The organism is Streptomyces sp. NBC_01445 (genome assembly GCF_035918235.1).
In the GTDB taxonomy this organism is placed as follows: Bacteria; Actinomycetota; Actinomycetes; order Streptomycetales; family Streptomycetaceae; genus Streptomyces.
In genome coordinates, this window is the sequence record NZ_CP109485.1 from 1,532,197 (window position 1) to 1,548,354 (window position 16,158).

15 protein-coding genes are annotated in these 16,158 nt (G+C 69.8%); 7 read left to right on the top strand and 8 right to left on the bottom strand.

Translation table 11 applies throughout. The annotated features are described in order from the left end of the window. Positions 1-182 precede the first annotated feature (182 nt). Genes OG574_RS07235 through OG574_RS07245 form a run of 3 tightly spaced genes read right to left on the bottom strand, consistent with a single transcriptional unit; the run spans position 183 to position 3,553 of the window. Complete coding sequence (locus tag OG574_RS07235) at positions 183-932, bottom strand: succinate dehydrogenase/fumarate reductase iron-sulfur subunit (protein ID WP_326772419.1); 750 nt, start codon at positions 930-932, stop codon at positions 183-185. Next, entirely contained in the window at positions 929-2,878 is a 1,950-nt protein-coding gene (locus OG574_RS07240; protein ID WP_326772420.1) for a fumarate reductase/succinate dehydrogenase flavoprotein subunit, read from the bottom strand. The genes OG574_RS07235 and OG574_RS07240 overlap by 4 nt, the downstream gene beginning before the upstream one ends. A 3-nt stretch (positions 2,879-2,881) precedes the next feature. Continuing rightward, positions 2,882-3,553: a succinate dehydrogenase gene (locus tag OG574_RS07245; RefSeq protein WP_326778393.1), complete on the bottom strand. Its 672-nt coding sequence runs from the start codon at positions 3,551-3,553 to the stop codon at positions 2,882-2,884. Positions 3,554-3,684: 131 nt separating this feature from the next. Between OG574_RS07245 and OG574_RS07250 the strand changes: the two genes are divergently transcribed. Continuing rightward, positions 3,685-4,566: a LysR family transcriptional regulator gene (locus OG574_RS07250; protein ID WP_100593793.1), complete on the top strand. Its 882-nt coding sequence runs from the start codon at positions 3,685-3,687 to the stop codon at positions 4,564-4,566. Between the two features lie 344 nt (positions 4,567-4,910). Here the strand turns inward: OG574_RS07250 and OG574_RS07255 are convergent, their stop codons facing one another. The 4 genes from OG574_RS07255 to OG574_RS07270 all read right to left on the bottom strand — a co-directional run bounded on the left by OG574_RS07255 (position 4,911) and on the right by OG574_RS07270 (position 9,809). Then, positions 4,911-5,639: a VOC family protein gene (locus OG574_RS07255; protein WP_326772421.1), complete on the bottom strand. Its 729-nt coding sequence runs from the start codon at positions 5,637-5,639 to the stop codon at positions 4,911-4,913. A gap of 7 nt (positions 5,640-5,646) precedes the next feature. Continuing rightward, positions 5,647-7,791 (bottom strand): putative bifunctional diguanylate cyclase/phosphodiesterase, encoded by a 2,145-nt coding sequence (locus OG574_RS07260; RefSeq protein WP_326772422.1) that lies wholly within the window; start codon positions 7,789-7,791, stop codon positions 5,647-5,649. Further along, complete coding sequence (locus OG574_RS07265; protein ID WP_100592988.1) at positions 7,788-8,600, bottom strand: SAM-dependent methyltransferase; 813 nt, start codon at positions 8,598-8,600, stop codon at positions 7,788-7,790. The genes OG574_RS07260 and OG574_RS07265 overlap by 4 nt, the downstream gene beginning before the upstream one ends. 255 nt (positions 8,601-8,855) lie before the next feature. Continuing rightward, positions 8,856-9,809 (bottom strand): SCO0930 family lipoprotein, encoded by a 954-nt coding sequence (locus OG574_RS07270; RefSeq protein ID WP_326772423.1) that lies wholly within the window; start codon positions 9,807-9,809, stop codon positions 8,856-8,858. 261 nt (positions 9,810-10,070) lie between these two features. On the opposite strand from OG574_RS07270, the gene OG574_RS07275 reads away from it, so the two are divergent. From OG574_RS07275 to OG574_RS07300, 6 genes are all read left to right on the top strand, one after another. Further along, positions 10,071-10,577: a hypothetical protein gene (locus tag OG574_RS07275; protein ID WP_326772424.1), complete on the top strand. Its 507-nt coding sequence runs from the start codon at positions 10,071-10,073 to the stop codon at positions 10,575-10,577. 16 nt (positions 10,578-10,593) lie between these two features. Then, positions 10,594-11,358, top strand: coding sequence for a bestrophin-like domain (locus OG574_RS07280; protein ID WP_326772425.1), 765 nt, complete (start codon positions 10,594-10,596; stop codon positions 11,356-11,358). 77 nt (positions 11,359-11,435) lie between these two features. Beyond that, positions 11,436-11,690 (top strand): hypothetical protein, encoded by a 255-nt coding sequence (locus OG574_RS07285; protein ID WP_100592985.1) that lies wholly within the window; start codon positions 11,436-11,438, stop codon positions 11,688-11,690. 313 nt (positions 11,691-12,003) lie between these two features. Next, entirely contained in the window at positions 12,004-12,660 is a 657-nt protein-coding gene (locus OG574_RS07290) for a class F sortase (RefSeq protein ID WP_326772426.1), read from the top strand. Between the two features lie 144 nt (positions 12,661-12,804). Then, on the top strand, positions 12,805-13,266 hold the full coding sequence (locus tag OG574_RS07295) for a universal stress protein (RefSeq protein ID WP_100592983.1): 462 nt from the start codon (positions 12,805-12,807) through the stop codon (positions 13,264-13,266). Positions 13,267-13,396: 130 nt separating this feature from the next. Beyond that, on the top strand, positions 13,397-14,836 hold the full coding sequence (locus tag OG574_RS07300; RefSeq protein ID WP_326772427.1) for an amino acid permease: 1,440 nt from the start codon (positions 13,397-13,399) through the stop codon (positions 14,834-14,836). Positions 14,837-14,839: 3 nt separating this feature from the next. On the opposite strand, the gene OG574_RS07305 is transcribed toward OG574_RS07300, so the two are convergent. Then, a complete protein-coding gene (locus OG574_RS07305) occupies positions 14,840-16,105 on the bottom strand; it encodes a CapA family protein (protein WP_326772428.1) in 1,266 nt (421 codons plus the stop codon). Positions 16,106-16,158: the final 53 nt, after the last annotated feature.

Genomic DNA, 16,158 nt, shown 5'->3' on the forward strand with positions numbered 1-16,158 from the left:
GAGTGTCGTGCGGCCTGCCGCTCCTGTTCTTCCGATACCGGTTGTCGTGTACGTGACCTGTGCCAGGAGAGGGGATGTGGGGATGTTGAATGCCAGGAGCGCCGGCGAAAGCGAGACGGGGCCGGGGATGAGCACCACTCCCGGCCCCGCCCGTCCGCACGTTGACGGCGAACGACGTACGGCTAACGCCTGCCCGCCTTACGGGTCGCGCGCAGCCATTCTCTGTTCATCCCGGTGATGGAGACCAGCGGGATGCCCTTCGGGCAGGCGGTGGCGCACTCACCGGTGAGGGTGCAGCCGCCGAAGCCCTCGGCGTCCATCTGCCCGACCATGTCGAGGACGCGGGTCTCGCGCTCGGGCGCGCCCTGCGGCAGGACGTTCAGGTGGTTGACCTTCGCCGAGGTGAACAGCATCGCCGAGCCGTTCGGGCAGGCCGCCACGCACGCACCGCAGCCGATGCACTCGGCGTGCTCGAACGCGAAGTCCGCGTCGGGCTTGGGCACAGGCGTGGCGTGCGCCTCGGGCGCGGCCCCGGTCGGCACGCTGATGTAGCCACCGGCCTGGATGATCCGGTCGAACGCGGTGCGGTCGACGACGAGATCCTTCACCACGGGGAAGGCGGAAGCGCGCCACGGCTCGATGTCGATCGTGTCGCCGTCCTTGAAGGACCGCATGTGGAGCTGGCAGGCGGTGGTCCGCTCGGGGCCGTGCGCGTCGCCGTTGATGACGAGCGAACAGGCTCCGCAGATGCCCTCACGGCAGTCGTGGTCGAACGCGACGGGGTCGTCGCCCTTGACGATGAGCTCCTCGTTGAGCGTGTCGAGCATCTCCAGGAACGACATGTCCTGCGAGATTCCGTCCACGTCGTACGTGGACATGGCGCCTTCGGCGTCGGCGTTCTTCTGGCGCCAGACGCGCAGGGTGAGCTTCATGCGTAGCTCCGCTGAGTGGGGTGGACGTACTCGAAGACGAGGTCTTCCTTGTGCAGGACGGGGGAGTCGCCGGTGGCGGTGAACTCCCAGGCGGCCGCGTAGGAGAACTCCTCGTCGCGGCGGGCGGCCTCGCCGTCCGGGGTCTGGGACTCCTCGCGGAAGTGGCCGCCGCAGGACTCGGCGCGGTGCAGGGCGTCGAGACACATGAGCTCGGCGAGCTCCAGGTAGTCGACGATGCGGTTGGCCTTCTCCAGCGACTGGTTGAACTCCTCGCCGGTGCCCGGCACCTTGATGCGGCGCCAGAACTCCTCGCGGATCTGCGGGATCCGGTCGAGGGCCTTGCGCAGGCCCTCGTCCGTACGGGCCATGCCGCAGAACTCCCACATGACTTCGCCGAGTTCGCGGTGGAAGGAGTCGGGGGTGCGGTCGCCGTCGACGGCGAGGAGGAGGTTGATCCGGTCCTCGGTCTCGGCCAGCACGTCCTGGACGACGGGGTGTTCGGCGCTCACCTCTTCGTGGTGCGGGTTGCGCGCGAGGTAGTCGTTGATGGTCGACGGAAGCACGAAGTAGCCGTCGGCGAGACCCTGCATGAGCGCGCTCGCGCCCAGGCGGTTGGCGCCGTGGTCGGAGAAGTTGGCCTCGCCGACCGCGAACAGGCCCGGGATCGTGGTCTGGAGGTCGTAGTCGACCCACAGTCCGCCCATCGTGTAGTGCACGGCGGGGTAGATCCGCATGGGCACCTCGTACGGGTTCTCCGCGGTGATCCGCGCGTACATGTCGAAGAGGTTGCCGTACTTCTCCTCGACGGCCTTCTTGCCCATGCGGCTGATCGCGTCGGCGAAGTCGAGGTACACGCCCTGGCCGCCGGGGCCCACGCCCCTGCCCTCGTCGCACACGTTCTTCGCGGCGCGCGAGGCGATGTCGCGGGGCACGAGGTTGCCGAACGCCGGGTAGATGCGCTCCAGGTAGTAGTCGCGCTCGTCCTCGGGGATCTCGTTCGCCGGGCGCGTGTCGCCCTTCGCCTTCGGTACCCAGATGCGTCCGTCGTTGCGCAGCGACTCGCTCATCAGCGTCAGCTTCGACTGGTGGTCGCCGGTGCGCGGGATGCAGGTGGGGTGGATCTGGGTGAAGCACGGATTGGCGAAGTAGGCGCCGCGCCGGTGCGCCCGCCAGACGGCGGTCGCGTTGGAGTTCATGGCGTTCGTCGACAGGTAGAAGACGTTGCCGTAGCCGCCGGACGCGAGGACGACGGCGTCGGCGAAGTACGTGTCGATCTTTCCGGTGATCAGGTCGCGGGCGACGATGCCGCGCGCCTTGCCGTCGACGACGATCACGTCGAGCATCTCGGTGCGCGCGTGCATCTCGATGTTCCCGGCGGCGATCTGCCGCGACAGCGCCTGGTAGGCACCGAGGAGGAGCTGCTGGCCCGTCTGGCCGCGGGCGTAGAACGTACGGGAGACCTGGACGCCACCGAAGGAGCGGGTGTCGAGCAGGCCGCCGTACTCGCGGGCGAACGGGACGCCCTGCGCGACGCACTGGTCGATGATCTCGACGGAGATCTGCGCGAGGCGGTGGACGTTCGACTCGCGGGCGCGGAAGTCGCCGCCCTTCACCGTGTCGTAGAAGAGACGGTGAACGGAGTCGCCGTCGTTGCGGTAGTTCTTCGCGGCGTTGATGCCGCCCTGCGCGGCGATCGAGTGGGCGCGGCGCGGGGAGTCCTGGTAGCAGAACTGGACGACGTGGTAGCCCTGTTCGGCGAGCGTGGCGCCCGCGGAGCCGCCGGCCAGGCCGGTGCCGACGACGATCACGGTGTGCTTGCGGCGGTTGGCCGGGTTGACCAGCTTCGCCTCGAAGCGGCGGGTGTCCCAGCGCTCGTGGACGGGGCCCTCGGGGGCCTTGGTGTCGACGACCGGCTCTCCGGTCGCGTACTCCGCGTAGGAATTCATGGGTCAGCTCACCACTCCGGTCATGACGCCCACGGGTACGGCGATGAAGCCGGCCGTGAGCAGCAGCGCGAGAACATTGGCGATGGTCTTCAGGACGCGGTCGCGGGTCGCGCTGCCCACGCCGAGGGTCTGCGCCGCGCTCCAGAAGCCGTGCTGGACGTGCAGTCCGAGTGCGAGCATCGCGACGATGTAGACGACGTTGCCGTACCAGGTGGAGAAGGTGTCGATCACGTTCTGGTACGGGTGGCCCGGCTGGAAGCCGCCCGGGTGCGCGGTGCCGGTCGTCAGGTCGAGGAGGTGCCACACGATGAACAGCGCGAGGATGATGCCGCCCCAGCGCATCGTGCGGGTGGCGTAGCTCGAACGCGCCTTCTTGTGCACGTACTTGGCCGGGCGGGCCCTGATGTCGCGCCGGCTCAGCTGGTACGCGGACGTGGCGTGCGCGACGACGGCGACCACGAGCACGATGCGGACGAGCCAGAGCGTCCACTCGTAGTGCATGAACGGCTCACCGACCGTGCGCAGCCAGTGGGCGTAGTGGTTGAACTCGCCCGGCCCGAAGAAGATCTTCAGGTTGCCGATCATGTGGACGACCAAGTAGAGCAGCATGATCAGGCCGCTCACGGCCATCACTGCCTTCTTGCCGACGGACGAGTCCCAGAGCGTACGCGTCATGGACGGCCGTCGGTCCGTCCGTGTTGCCAGAGCCATGTCACGCACGCTAGAGCCGGAGGGCCCGATCGGTCCAAGACATGGTCCGGCTCATTTCCATAGGCGCAGACTATCGAGCGATTACTGTGGGGGTCATGCAGTTCCAGCAGCTCCAGTACTTTGTCGCGGTTGCCGAGACCCGGCACTTCACCCGGGCCGCCGAGGTGGTCCATGTCGCCCAGCCGTCGCTGTCCCAGCAGATCCGGTCCCTGGAGCGGGAGCTGGGCGCGGATCTCTTCCTGCGCGCCCGCGGGAACATCACGCTCACCGACGCAGGTGAGGCGCTCCTGCCGCTGGCCCGCCGCATCCTCGCCGACGCGGACACGGCGCGGCAGGAGGTGCAGGAGCTGGCGCAGCTCAAGAGCGGCCGGGTGCGGCTCGGGGCCACGCCCTCGCTGTGCACCGGCCTGCTGCCCGATGTGCTGCGCAGCTTCCACGACCGGTATCCCGGGATCCGCTTGATGATCGAGGAGGGCGGCTCCCACGATCTCGTACGCGAACTGGCGCGCGGCGCGCTGGATCTGGCTCTCGTGGTGCTGCCACTGCCCGCGCCGGCGCCGGCGCTGACGACCGTGGAGCTGCTGCGGGAGGATCTGGTGGTCGTGTCGTCGCCGGATGCGCCGCGGCCCGGGCGGGGGCGGTCCGTGCGCATTGCCGATCTTGAGGGTGAGCGGCTTGTGATGTTCCGGCACGGCTATGACCTGCGAGAACTGACCGTCACCGCGTGCCGGGCGGAGGGGTTCGAGCCGGATTTCGCGGTGGAGGGCGGGGAGATGGACGCGGTGCTGGGGTTTGTGCGGGCGGGGCTTGGGGTGGCCGTCGTGCCGCACATGGTCGCGACGCGGGCGGGGGCCGATCTGCGGGTGACTCCGCTTGCCCGTCCCGGGCTGCACCGGACGATTGCGCTGGCGCATCGCAGCGATGTGGCTCCGCCTCGGGCCGCGCGGGAGCTTCAGCGGATGTTGTTGGAGGGGTGACGTGATTTTGGGCGGGGGAATTTGTGCGGGTGGGTCTTTGAGGGTTTTGCGCAGTTCCCCGCGCCCCTGATCGGGGGGCCTCAGCGGCTTGGTCGGGTGCCGGTGGGTCGTGGGGTTTGCGCAGTTCCCCGCGCCCCTGATCGGGGGCGACCGGATCGCGGCTGCGGGTTGTTCGTGGGATTTTGCGCCGTTCCCCGCACCCCTGCGCCATCGAGCGGCCTCGGCGGCTTGGTCGGGTGCCGGTGGGTCGTGGGGTTTGCGCAGTTCCCCGCGCCCCTGATCGGGGGCTGGGCTTGTTTGGGACGTGCGGGTTGTCGGCGTTTCTTGTGCCGTTGCCCGCGCCCCTAGGGGGTGGGGGGTCTGGATGTTAGGCAATACGTTGTTGCCGATGGGTCCTGCAGGACCAGCCAGTGTGCGCCCTTTGATATGAGTTTCGCGCCCAGGGATTCGTGCCAGGCTCGGGTTGATTCCGTGTTTGTGCAGGCCAGGTCCAGGTGGGCGGCTGTAGGGCGGGCGGCCGTCAGGCGTTGCAGCAGGATTTGTACGGGGAGTTCCATCGGGGGGCGGATCGTGTGGAACTCCGGGAGCGTGCCCGGCGACGAGGTCCAGGCGGTGAACTCGGTCCAGAAGTCGATCTCCGCCTCGTACACCGCCGGGGCCAGATCGATGCAGACCTGGTCCAGGCGGCTCGTCGTCCCGTCGGGGGCCGTGACGGGGGCGGGGCGCCGGTGTTCGCCGGACCACGGGACCAGGCAGAACAGCTGGCCGCCGGGTGAGCGCAGGACCTCCAGGCCGTCCTCCGTGTGGACGGGCGTCGCGCCGAGGCGGTGCGCCAGGCCAGTTGTCCGAGCGAGGTCGTCCACCGCGAAGTCCAGGTGTGCGCCGCCGGGGCCGTTGACCGCCTGCGCCTTCAGGTACGGATCGACGGAGCCGTCCGGCAGCAGCGTCGCGAACTCGTCGTGGTCGCCGCGGGGCGCGGACAGGTGCGTCCCCGTGACCCGCGTCCAGAAGTCGCAGGCCGCCTCGAAGTGCGCCTCCGGCCGGTCGATGAAGGCGTACACCCAGCGGATCACCAGGGCCTCATCCCGACGCGTCGCACAGGGCGAGCTCGTGCAGGCGGTCCGGCGGGCCCGGGCGGGCGTAGTACCAGCCCTGCGCGGTGTCGCAGCCCAGGTCGCGCAGCTGCTCGGCCTGTGCTCCCGTCTCCACGCCCTCCACTGTGACCGAGAGGTCGAGGCTGTGCGCGAGCGCGACGATGCCCTCGACGATCTTCAGGTCGACGGGGTCGGCGGGGTACCGCTGCATGCCCTGCGTGAAGGAGCGGTCCAGCTTGAGGACGCTCACAGGGAGCCGGCGCAGGTTCGCGAGGTTCGAGTAGCCCGTACCGAAGTCGTCCAGCGCGATGTCCACGCCCATCTCGGCGAGCCGCCGAAGGGGCTTCAGGAGAGCGTCATCCGCGCCGATCAGGGCCGATTCGGTGACCTCAAGGCACAGGGCGCCGGGTTCGAGTCCGAAGCGCTCCAGGATGTCGACGGTGTCGGAGACCAGGCCGGGGTGGGTGAGCTGCATCGGGGACAGGTTCACGTTGATGCGCAGGGGCCCGGCGTCCTCGTAACGCTCCTGCCAGACCCGGGCCTGGCGCACTGACTCCTCCAGGACCCAGCGCCCGAGCGGCACGATGAGGCCGGTGTCCTCGGCGAGCGGGATGAACTGGTCGGGCCCGAGCACACCGTGCTGCGGATGCAGCCACCGCACCAGCGCCTCGGCGCCCCGCACACTGCCGTCGCCGAGGTGCACGAGCGGCTGGTACTCGATGAAGAACTCGCCGCGCTCCAGGGCCGCGGGCAGCGCGGTCGTGAGGCCGTGCCGGGTGATGGCGCGCGCGTCGGCCTCGGGGTCGGCGAGCTCGTAGCGGTTGCCGCCCGCCGACTTGGCCCGGTACATGGTGATGTCGGCGCTGCGCAACACCTCCGCCGGGCTGCGCTCCCCCGCCGCGGGGCCCTCCACGATGCCGATGGAGCCGCGCACGGTCAGCTCGCGGCCGTCGATGCGGATGGGGGCGGCCAGCGCGTGCATGATGCGCCCGGCGAGGTCGTCGACCTCTGCCGCGGTGTCACGGCCGGTGGTCAGCGCGACGAACTCGTCGCCGCCGAGCCTCGCCACCATCTCGCCGGGCGCGGTGGCGCAGGCCTGGAGACGGTCGGCGACCTCGACGAGGAGCCGGTCTCCCGCCGCGTGGCCGAGGCTGTCGTTGATGGTCTTGAAGCCGTCGAGGTCGAGGTAGCACAGGCCGAAGCGCATGCCGTCGCCGGCCGCGAGGGCCTTCTCCAGGCGCTCGAAGAACAGGGTCCTGTTGGGGAGCCCGGTGAGCGCGTCGTGGGTGGCCTCGTAGCGCAGCCGCAGGTTCAGGAGGCGGCGCTCGGTGGTGTCCTCGATCAGCGCCAGCTGATACTGCGGCACTCCGTCGGCGTCCCGCAGCAGGGAGACGGTCAGGTTCGTCCACAGGGCGGTGCCGTCGGGACGGTAGAACGCCTTCTCGACGCGGTAGTGCTCACGCTCGCCGCGCACCAGCTCCTCGTACAGGCGCCAGACGTGCGGGGCGTCTTCGGGGTGGGTCCACTCGACGACGTTGCGGCCGCGCACCAGGTTCTCGGCGCCGCCGAACATGCGCACCAGCGCGTCGTTGGCCTCCAGGACCGTGCCCTCGAGGTCCGCTATGCCGATGCCGATGGCCGCGCCGTGAAACACCGCTCGGAACCGGGCCTCGCTCGCGTGCAGCGCCTCGGCGACCGCGCTGCGCGCGCTCAGGGCGGCCCGCGAGATGGCCTCCTGCTCGACGAGGGTCCGCTCGCGCAGGGCCTGTGCGAAGCCGGCCGCGACGGAGTGCTGGAGCCGGGCGCAGCGCGCCCGAAGCTCTTCCTCGCGCCGGTCCTCGTCGGTACGGCAGTACAGGACGAGGTAGGCGTCGACGACGTCGAGGGTGCGGGTGAGCGCCTCGGGGTCGGTGCAGTGCACGCCGATCAGTGCCGCGCCGACGGCCTGGGCCGCGGGCGCGTCCAGGGTCCGCTCGCCGAGCGCGTCCCGCAACCGCCGCGCGAGCGGCATGAGTTCCTCCTCGAACTCGACCCGGGTCAGGGAGGTCGCCGTCACCGGGAAGATCGCCCGGCTCCAGATGGTGGCGAACCTGCGCAGTCTGCCCTCGGGCCCGTCCGGTTCGCCGCTCACGCCTTGCGCCCCACGCCGGCGCAGCCCGAGAAGGCATATGGATCCTCGTCCGCGGGCGCGTTCTCCGGCCGCCATTCGGGCATCTGTACGAGTCCGGGTTCCACCATCTCGTATCCCTCGAAGAATCGCGCGATCTCCTCGCGCGAGCGCATGATCAGCGGGTTGCGTATGTTCTTGTACACGTCGACCGTGCCGGCGGCGCGCGCGGCGGGTACAGGGATGCCCTCGTACGCGGCGTGCGTGACGATCAGGAGGCTGCCGGGCGCGAGGGCGTCACGCAGCTCGGCGACAGCGCTCTGCGGGTCGTCGGCGTCCTCGACGAAGTGCAGGACGGCGACGAGGAGCAGGGCGACCGGCTTGTCCAGGTCGAGGAGTTCACCGACCTCGGGGGCCGCGAGGATCTCCCGGGGCTTGCGCAGGTCGGCGGTCACGACGGCCGCGCGGTCGTTGCCGTCGAGGACGGCCCGGCTGTGCGCGACGGCGACCGGGTCGTGGTCGACGTACACGACGCGCGCTTCGGAGTCGGCCGCCTGTGCCACCTCGTGGACGTTGCCGAAGGTGGGGATTCCGGATCCGATGTCCAGGAACTGGGTGACGCCCTGCTGGACCGCGTAACGCACTGCCCGGCGCATGAAGGCACGATTCGCCTGCATGATCTTCGGGAGCCCCGGCATGAACTCCATCGCCTTGCGGGCCGCCTCCCGGTCCACCTCGAAGTTGTGCGAGCCGCCCAGGTAGTAGTCGTAGATCCGGGACACGCTGGGCACCGAGATGTCGATGCCCTGAGGGGCCCAGGCGGGACGCTCCATCAATGTCTCCAAGGCGTAGGCGAGCCGGTGTTCGAGCTGAGGCTACTGATCGCCCGCCAATGGAGCGAGTCAAAACGGAAATTGACCGTCCGTTCTCGGTCACTGCCTCCGGCAAGTGCCGAATGGCAATGATCCGAAATCACCCCGAAACCCTCACTGTCGCAACGGAAAAGAACCGGCCTGTTCCCTCCGCGTGATCACGGGGGGAACAGACCGGCGATTCGTCAAATCCGCAGCAGACTCTACGCGGTGCGCCTACTTCGGCGCTCCCACGGGCTTTCCGTCGGGCGCAGCGGCGTACCAAGTGCCGCCCACGCCCTGCCCATTGGTGTCGCCGGGCTTCTTGTCGCCGGAGTAGGTGTAGATCGGCCAGCAGTTGATCGTCTGCTGCTTGCCTCCGTCGGGGCGGTCGTACGTCATGAAGCCCTTCTTGAGGATGCCCTTGGTGTCGTTCTTCGCGACGGGCGGGACGGCCGGCCAGTTCTCCGCGCAGGTGTCGACACAGTTCGACTTGATGGGCCAGGCCGAGTCCTTGAGGAACCGGTAGACGGTCATTCCGTTCTTGTCGACGACGATCTCGCCGAGTTTCGGGTCCTTGCGCGTGGACAGACCGGCGAGGTCGGCGGGCTGCGCGGCGGCCGGGCTCGCCTTCTTGCCGTCGGGCCCGGCGGCGTACCAGACTCCTCCGACGCCCTGCCCCTTCGCGTCGCCCGGCTTGGTGTCCATCGCGTACCGGTACATGGGCCAGCCGTCGATCGTCAGCTGCTTGGTGCCGTCGGCCGCGGTGACCTCGCCGAGAAGCGACTGGTCGACGCCGGGCGCCGCCTTGGCGCCGTCCGCGGGCACTACGGGCCACGCCTTGAGGCAGGCGTCGTCACAGTTCGACTTGGGCGGCTGTGCGGTGTCCTTGTCGAAGCGGTACATCGTGAAGCCCTCGCTGTCCGTGAGGACCTGGCCGAGCTTCTTGCTGTCCCAGGTGGCGAGCTGTCCGGCCGGCTTCGCCTTGGCCGCTCCCGCGTCCTTCGCGTCTCCGTAGCCATCGCCACTGCCGTACGCGTCCCCGTTGCCGTAACCGCCCTGCGCCGGGGCGGCGTTGCCCACGGACTGGCCGTTGGGCGACTGGTCGCCCTGGTCCTGACCGCACGCCGTCGTCAGCGCCAGCAGGGCCGCAGCTGTCGCTACGAGTGAGGCGCTCCGCCAGGTGTTCATTGCCAACTCCCGCTGATTGCTTGGGTGTTGTGCGATCCCGGAAGGGGCCGCACATGGCCCTAGGTACGCGCGGCGACGGCGGATGTGTTCAACGGGGCCGGAAATTTCTTTTTGATGAGGGGGCGCGGGACACATCCGGGGCGGGCCACGCGTGCGCTCCGGTGGCCGTGGGCAAACCTGGCGCCCCCCATCTCCCCACCTTCGGACCAATCCTCGGCGGCCGGGGCGTGGCGACGCCTCCCGCCGCCCATGATCTCCGTCGTGTACGGATCCAGAGGGGCCAGGTCGACCCTGGTCACACGGGTGGTGGCGGTGCTCGCGCTGGCCTGGCTGCTGGGCTCGCCCGCGGCCGGCGCCACGGCGGCCGCGCTGACCCCGGCCGACAACTGCGCGTACGCCTCGATCGGCAAGGGCGGCGACGCAATAGCCCGAGCCGGTGACGGCGTCGTCTGCCGGGCGGGACCCGTCAAGCCACCGCCGCGGAAGCCCGCGCCGCCCCCGGCCCCAAAACCACCGCCACCGCCACCGCCGCCTCCCCCACCGCCACCTCCTCCACCGCCTCCTCCGCCGCCGCCCGTGAAGGCACCGCCGCCGCCCGCCCCGAAGCCGACGGTGCGCCCCAAGCCCTCGCCGACTCCGGTGAGTTACCCCGAATACCGCCCCGCGCCCCGCAAGGCGCCGCCGAGCGGCGGGCCTTCCCTGGTCTCGCTCACCCTGCTCATCACCGCGCCCGCGGTGCTCGCCGTAGCCGCGCTGCGACCGCGCTGACCGCCCGGAGGTCCTGATGTCGGAATGGCTTGTTCTCACCCTCGCGATGGTGGCCGCGTGCGCGGTCGTGCTCGTCGTGACCGTTCTTCAGCAGCGCAGGATCGGCGACGACGACGACCCGAGCGAGACCCCTGACGTCATCGAGTACATGACGATGATGATCGGCGTGGTGTACGCGATCGTCCTGGGCCTCGCCATCGCGGGCGTCTGGGAGGGCCGCAGCGCCGCCCAGGACCATGTACGCAACGAGGCGCAGGCGCTGCACGAGGTCCATGAACGCGTCCGCGTCTATCCGACGGAGGTCAGAACCCGTATCCGCTCGGATGTCGACACCTATGTCAGCCATGTCGTCACCACCGAGTGGCGCACGATGAAGAACAAGGGTCATCTCACCGCCGAGGGCACCCGGCTCCTCGACAAGGTGCGCCACGACGTCACCGACTACCAGCCGAAGACGGACTTCGAGGCGCAGGCCTACCAGCCGCTGCTCGACCAGATCACCGCCGCGGACGACGCCCGCAACGCGCGCGCGGACTCCACCGGTGCCACGATGCCGGGCGTGGTCTGGTTCGGCCTCATCGCGGGAGGCCTCGTCACGATCGGGATGGTCTTCGCACTCCAGATCCGCAGAACGGCACGCGAGCTGGTCCTCGCCGGGCTCTTCTCGGCACTGATCGCGTTCCTGCTCTTCCTGGTCTGGGACCTCGACGCGCCCTACAGCCGCGGGGTCGCGGCCACCGTGGAACCCTTCCTCATGCTGTTCCCGCACGCCGGGGGGTAAGACCGTCGGGCCGCGCTCATCTCCGGGTCGGCGCGGCCCGCCCTGCACCCTGCGCCCCGACGACGCACTCTGGTCCCATGACTGCCTGGCACGCCCCCATCGTCGTACACCCTCCTGCACCCGAAGGCGGGCGGCATGTCACCGTGCGGGGACGGGCCGTCGGGCTCGCGCACAGCGATCAGGACCTCATCCGGCTGCTGCGTTCGGCCGGGCTCGGGGAGTCCGACATGACGCTCGACGATCCCCATCTGGTCGAATGGCGCGGCGCGGGCGCGCACGTATGGCACACGACGGGTCCCGACGAGCCGTCCCCGCACCACCCTGTCGCCTGACCGGCGGACAGCGTCGCCCCGGTTGGCCATGTCGGTCGGGGGTGGCGCGTCGTCCGGAACGCGGGTGACGCGACGGTGCGGCGGCCTCTGGCAAGCGCTGCCGTCGACAGTCACGGCGATCCGGCCACTCCACGCGATGAGGCTGGGCCCGGCGACGATGTTGCTTTGTCGGCGATGCGGACTCGTATGGCACACCGCACGCCTGGCCGCCACCCATTCGCTCCTGGGCTGTCGCCCCCCGCGTGCGCCGCGCTTAGTTTTTCAGTAAGCGCAAGTGACGCGGACTCGCCGCCGCGTCGAGAGGGGTGAACGAATGTCTTCGTCCCAGCCGGCCGACGAGGAAGGTCAGCAGAAGAAGCGCGCGCCGTGGGGCGTGATGGCGCTGGTTCTGCTCACCGGACTCGCGCTGATCCGCAATGGATCGGGGGAATTCGACATCGGTCCCCCGCAGCCCGCGTCGGCGGCGGCAGCGGATCCCCGCTCCGCCTCCGGTGCGGCGGCGCCGAAGCCGCTGCCGTTCTCCGTGGCGGACCGGGTGCAGATCCCGGCGATCCACGTGGACGCCCCGGTCATGCCCGTAGGGGTCGCCGCGGACGGATGGGTGGACGCCCCGCCGCCGGAGGACCCGAATCTCGCGGGCTGGTTCACCGGTGGCGTGACTCCGGGCGAGAAGGGCACCGCTGTCGTCGTCGGCCATGTCGACAACCAGCAGGGGCCCGCGGTCTTCTACGGACTCGGCTCGCTCAAAAAGGGAAACCACGTCCAGGTCATGCGCAAGGACCGGAAGACCGCCGTGTTCGAGATCTACGGCATCGAGGTCTTCAGCAAGGCGAATTTCCCGGGGAAACGCGTCTACGGCAGCACCGGAGTGCCCGAACTGAGGGTGATCACGTGCGGTGGCGGCTTCTCCAAACAGAACGGCTACGACGGGAATGTCGTCGTCTTCGCCCGCCTGGTCGAGGTGCGTTGACCCGGCGGGCGGAAACCGGCTCGGACTCGCCGGCGCCTGGGCACCAGGATGCGGTAGCCCGAGTGCAGCGCCCGCGGCGGGCCCGTACGGCACGTGCCGCCCCCAGCACCTGTGGGACCTGGGGTTTCCGCTAGCCTCACCGCTGTGAACGCAGAGCAGCCACACCAGTTCGAACGCGGTACGGACGGCCCCAAGGTGATCGTGGTCGGGGTGGACGGCTCCGACTCGTCGCTGCGCGCCGCGTCCTACGCCGGAGGCCTCGCGCGGCGCCAGCGCGCCCTCCTCGCCGTCGTCTACGTCCAGCCCATCATGGCCACCGGCGCCGCGCTCGGCGTCCCCGTGGCCGACACCACGGACGAGATCGCCGAGGGTCTGATCACCGAGATCAGGGACGCGGCGGAGCGGGTGAAGGGCATATACGAGGTGCGCTGGGAGTTCCACACCTTCCGCGGCGACCCGTACAACGGCCTGGTCACCGCCGCCGACGAACTGAAGGCGGACGCCGTGGTCGTCGGCGCGTCCGAACAGGCGGGACACCGCATCGTCGGGTCGGTGGCGATCCGGCTGGTGAAGGCCGGGCGCTGGCCCGTCACCGTGGTCCCGTAACCACCGGAACCCGGAACCAACCCCATACGAACCCCCGTACCCCATAGAGCGTGCCTTCTTCCGTAGCCGCCGCGGCTGGGCCATCATGATCGCCCGTCAGCCGACTGCCGTCCGCGAAGAGGTGGAGCCCATGGCCGGTCTCAGAGGACTTCGGATGGGGCAGGGCGTACTGCGCCGCAAGCCCATCGAACAGATCGAGGAGACCGAGGGGGGCGGCGCGCAGCAGCTCACCCGCTCCCTCGGCCTGTGGCAGCTCACCGCGATCGGCGTCGGCGGCATCATCGGCGCCGGCATCTTCACCCTCGCGGGCACGGTCGCCAACGGCACGGCGGGGCCCGCGGTCCTGATCTCGTTCCTCATCGCGGGCGTCGCGAGCGCGTGCGCCGCGCTGTCGTACGCGGAGTTCGCCGGCCTCATCCCGAAGGCCGGGTCCGCCTACACGTACGGGTACGCGGTCCTCGGCGAGCTGGTCGGCTGGTTCATCGGCTGGGACCTGCTCCTGGAGTACACGGCGATCGTCGCGGTCGTCGCCATCGGTATCTCGGGCTACTTCAGCTTCCTGCTCGGCGAGATGGGGCTCGACCTGCCGCACTGGATGCTGGGCGCGCCGGGCACGGGCGACGGCCACAAGATCGACCTGTTCGCCGCGCTGCTGTGCCTGCTCATCGCGTACCTGCTGACGCTCGGTATCAAGAACGCGGCGCGCTTCGAGACCGTCGTGGTGGTACTGAAGGTCCTCGTGGTGCTGCTGGTCATCGGCGTGGGCTTCTTCCACATCGACACGGGCAACTACACGCCGTTCTTCCCGTTCGGCGTCAGTGGCGCGTTCACGGGCGCGGCCACCGTCTTCTTCGCGGTGTTCGGGTACGACGCCATGTCGACGGCGGCCGAGGAGTCCAAGGACGCGCAGCACCACATGCCGAAGGCGATCCTCTACTCGCTCGCGATCTCGATGGTCCTGTACGTGCTGGCGTGCCTGGTCCTGACCGGCATGCAGAACTACAAGGACATCGACCCGGAGAGCGGATTCTCGACGGCGTTCAAGTCGGTGGGCCTGAGCGGTCTCGCGAGTGTCATCGCGGTGGGCGCGATCATCGGCATCCTCACGGTGATGTTCACCTTCATGCTGGGCGTCACCCGTGTGTGGTTCGCGATGAGCCGTGACGGGCTGCTGCCCAAGTGGTTCGCGAAGACCCATCCGACCCGGCACGTGCCGACGCGCGTGACGTGGATCGTCGGGTGCGCGTCGGCCGTCATCGCCGGGTTCCTGCCGATCGGGGAGGCGGCCGAGCTGACCAACATCGGCATCCTGCTGGCGTTCGTCGTGGTGTGCATCGCGGTGATCGTGCTGCGCTACAAGCGGCCCGACCTGCCCCGCACGTTCCGCACGCCCGGTATGCCGGTGGTGCCCGCGCTCGGCGTCGTCTTCTCGATCTGGCTGATCACGTTCCTGCAGTGGCAGACATGGGTGCGGTTCGCGGTGTGGTTCGCCATCGGGCTCGTCATCTACTTCAGCTACTCGTACAAGAGGTCGGAGCTGGCGCAGACGGACCCGTTGGCGAAGTCCTGACCGCTATCTGCCCATGGTCAGGCCGTCCTCGGCCGCGCCGCGGCTGAGGACAGCCTGACTGATCCGGTCGCGGACGTCGTTGAGGCCGAGGCCGTCGTGGATGGCCTGGTTGACGTTGATGACGCGGCCCGAGCCGACGTTGAACCACTGGGGGAGGAACTCGGCCTTGCGCACCTCCCAGCGGCCGCCGTCCCGCTCCGGCGGCGCGAAGGTGAAGCGGCCGATGGTGCCCTCGTTGCCGCGCGGGTCCTGGGCGCCGTCGTAGTTGTACATCTCGCCGGCGATCTGGTCGCCCATGCCGTAGACCACCCAGGTGCCGTTGACCTTCTCGTACGCCTGCGGGACGTGCGCGTGCGTGCCGAGGATCAGGTCGATGTCGGGGCGGCCGTCCGTGCGGGACGCGGTGAGCTCGTCGCCGAGCCGCAGCTGGCTCTCGTCCGGCTCGTCCTGCCATTCGGTGCCCCAGTGCAGCGAGAGGACCACCACGTCCGCGCCCGCCTTCCGGGCCGCCCGCGCGTCTTCGACGATCCGCTGACTGTCGATCATATTCACGGCCCACGGCCGCCCCTTGGGCATCGAGGCGCCGTTCGTGTCGTACGTGTACGCGAGGTGGGCGACCTTGGCGTCACCGGCGCGCAGCCACGCGGGGCTGCCGGCCTCGGCGGCGGTTCGGGCCGAGCCCGTGTGGCGGATGCCCGCGCGGTCCATGGCATCGAGGGTGCGGTCGATGCCGGCGGCGCCGTCGTCGAGGGCGTGGTCCGAGGCCGTGGAGCAGGAGTCGTAGCCCGTGTCGCGCAGCCCTTTGGCGACCTCGGGCGGGGACTTGAATTTCGGGTCGCCGGTGTACTGGCCCGCGGTGCCGTAGACCGTCTCCATGTGACAGATCGCCAGATCCGCTTTGGAGACGGCCGGCTGCACGCCGGACAGCATCGGCGCGAAGTCGTACCCGTCGCCGCTCGAATCGGTTTTCGCCTTTTTGATGATCGAGGCGTGCGGCAGTACGTCACCGGAGGCGACGAGCGTGAAGCCGCGGTGCCCGCCGGTGGCGCCGCCGGCGGCCGACGGCGCCGGGTTGTCGCTGCCGTGGGGCGCCGGGGTGCCGCTCCCCTGGGACGCCGGACGATGTGTGCGGTCCGCGGGCGCGGAGCAGCCCGCGCCCGCCGCGATCAGCGCGGCGGCGAGGACCGCCGCGCCCTGCCGTGTGCGCCGTGCGTGTGGCGTGTGTCTGGTGCGTCCCGTGCGGCTTGTGGCCTGTGTGCGTTGCGTCATCGGCCAAGCTCCATGATTCGGTGGATAAGGTGATTTTTGACATACGCATAGAC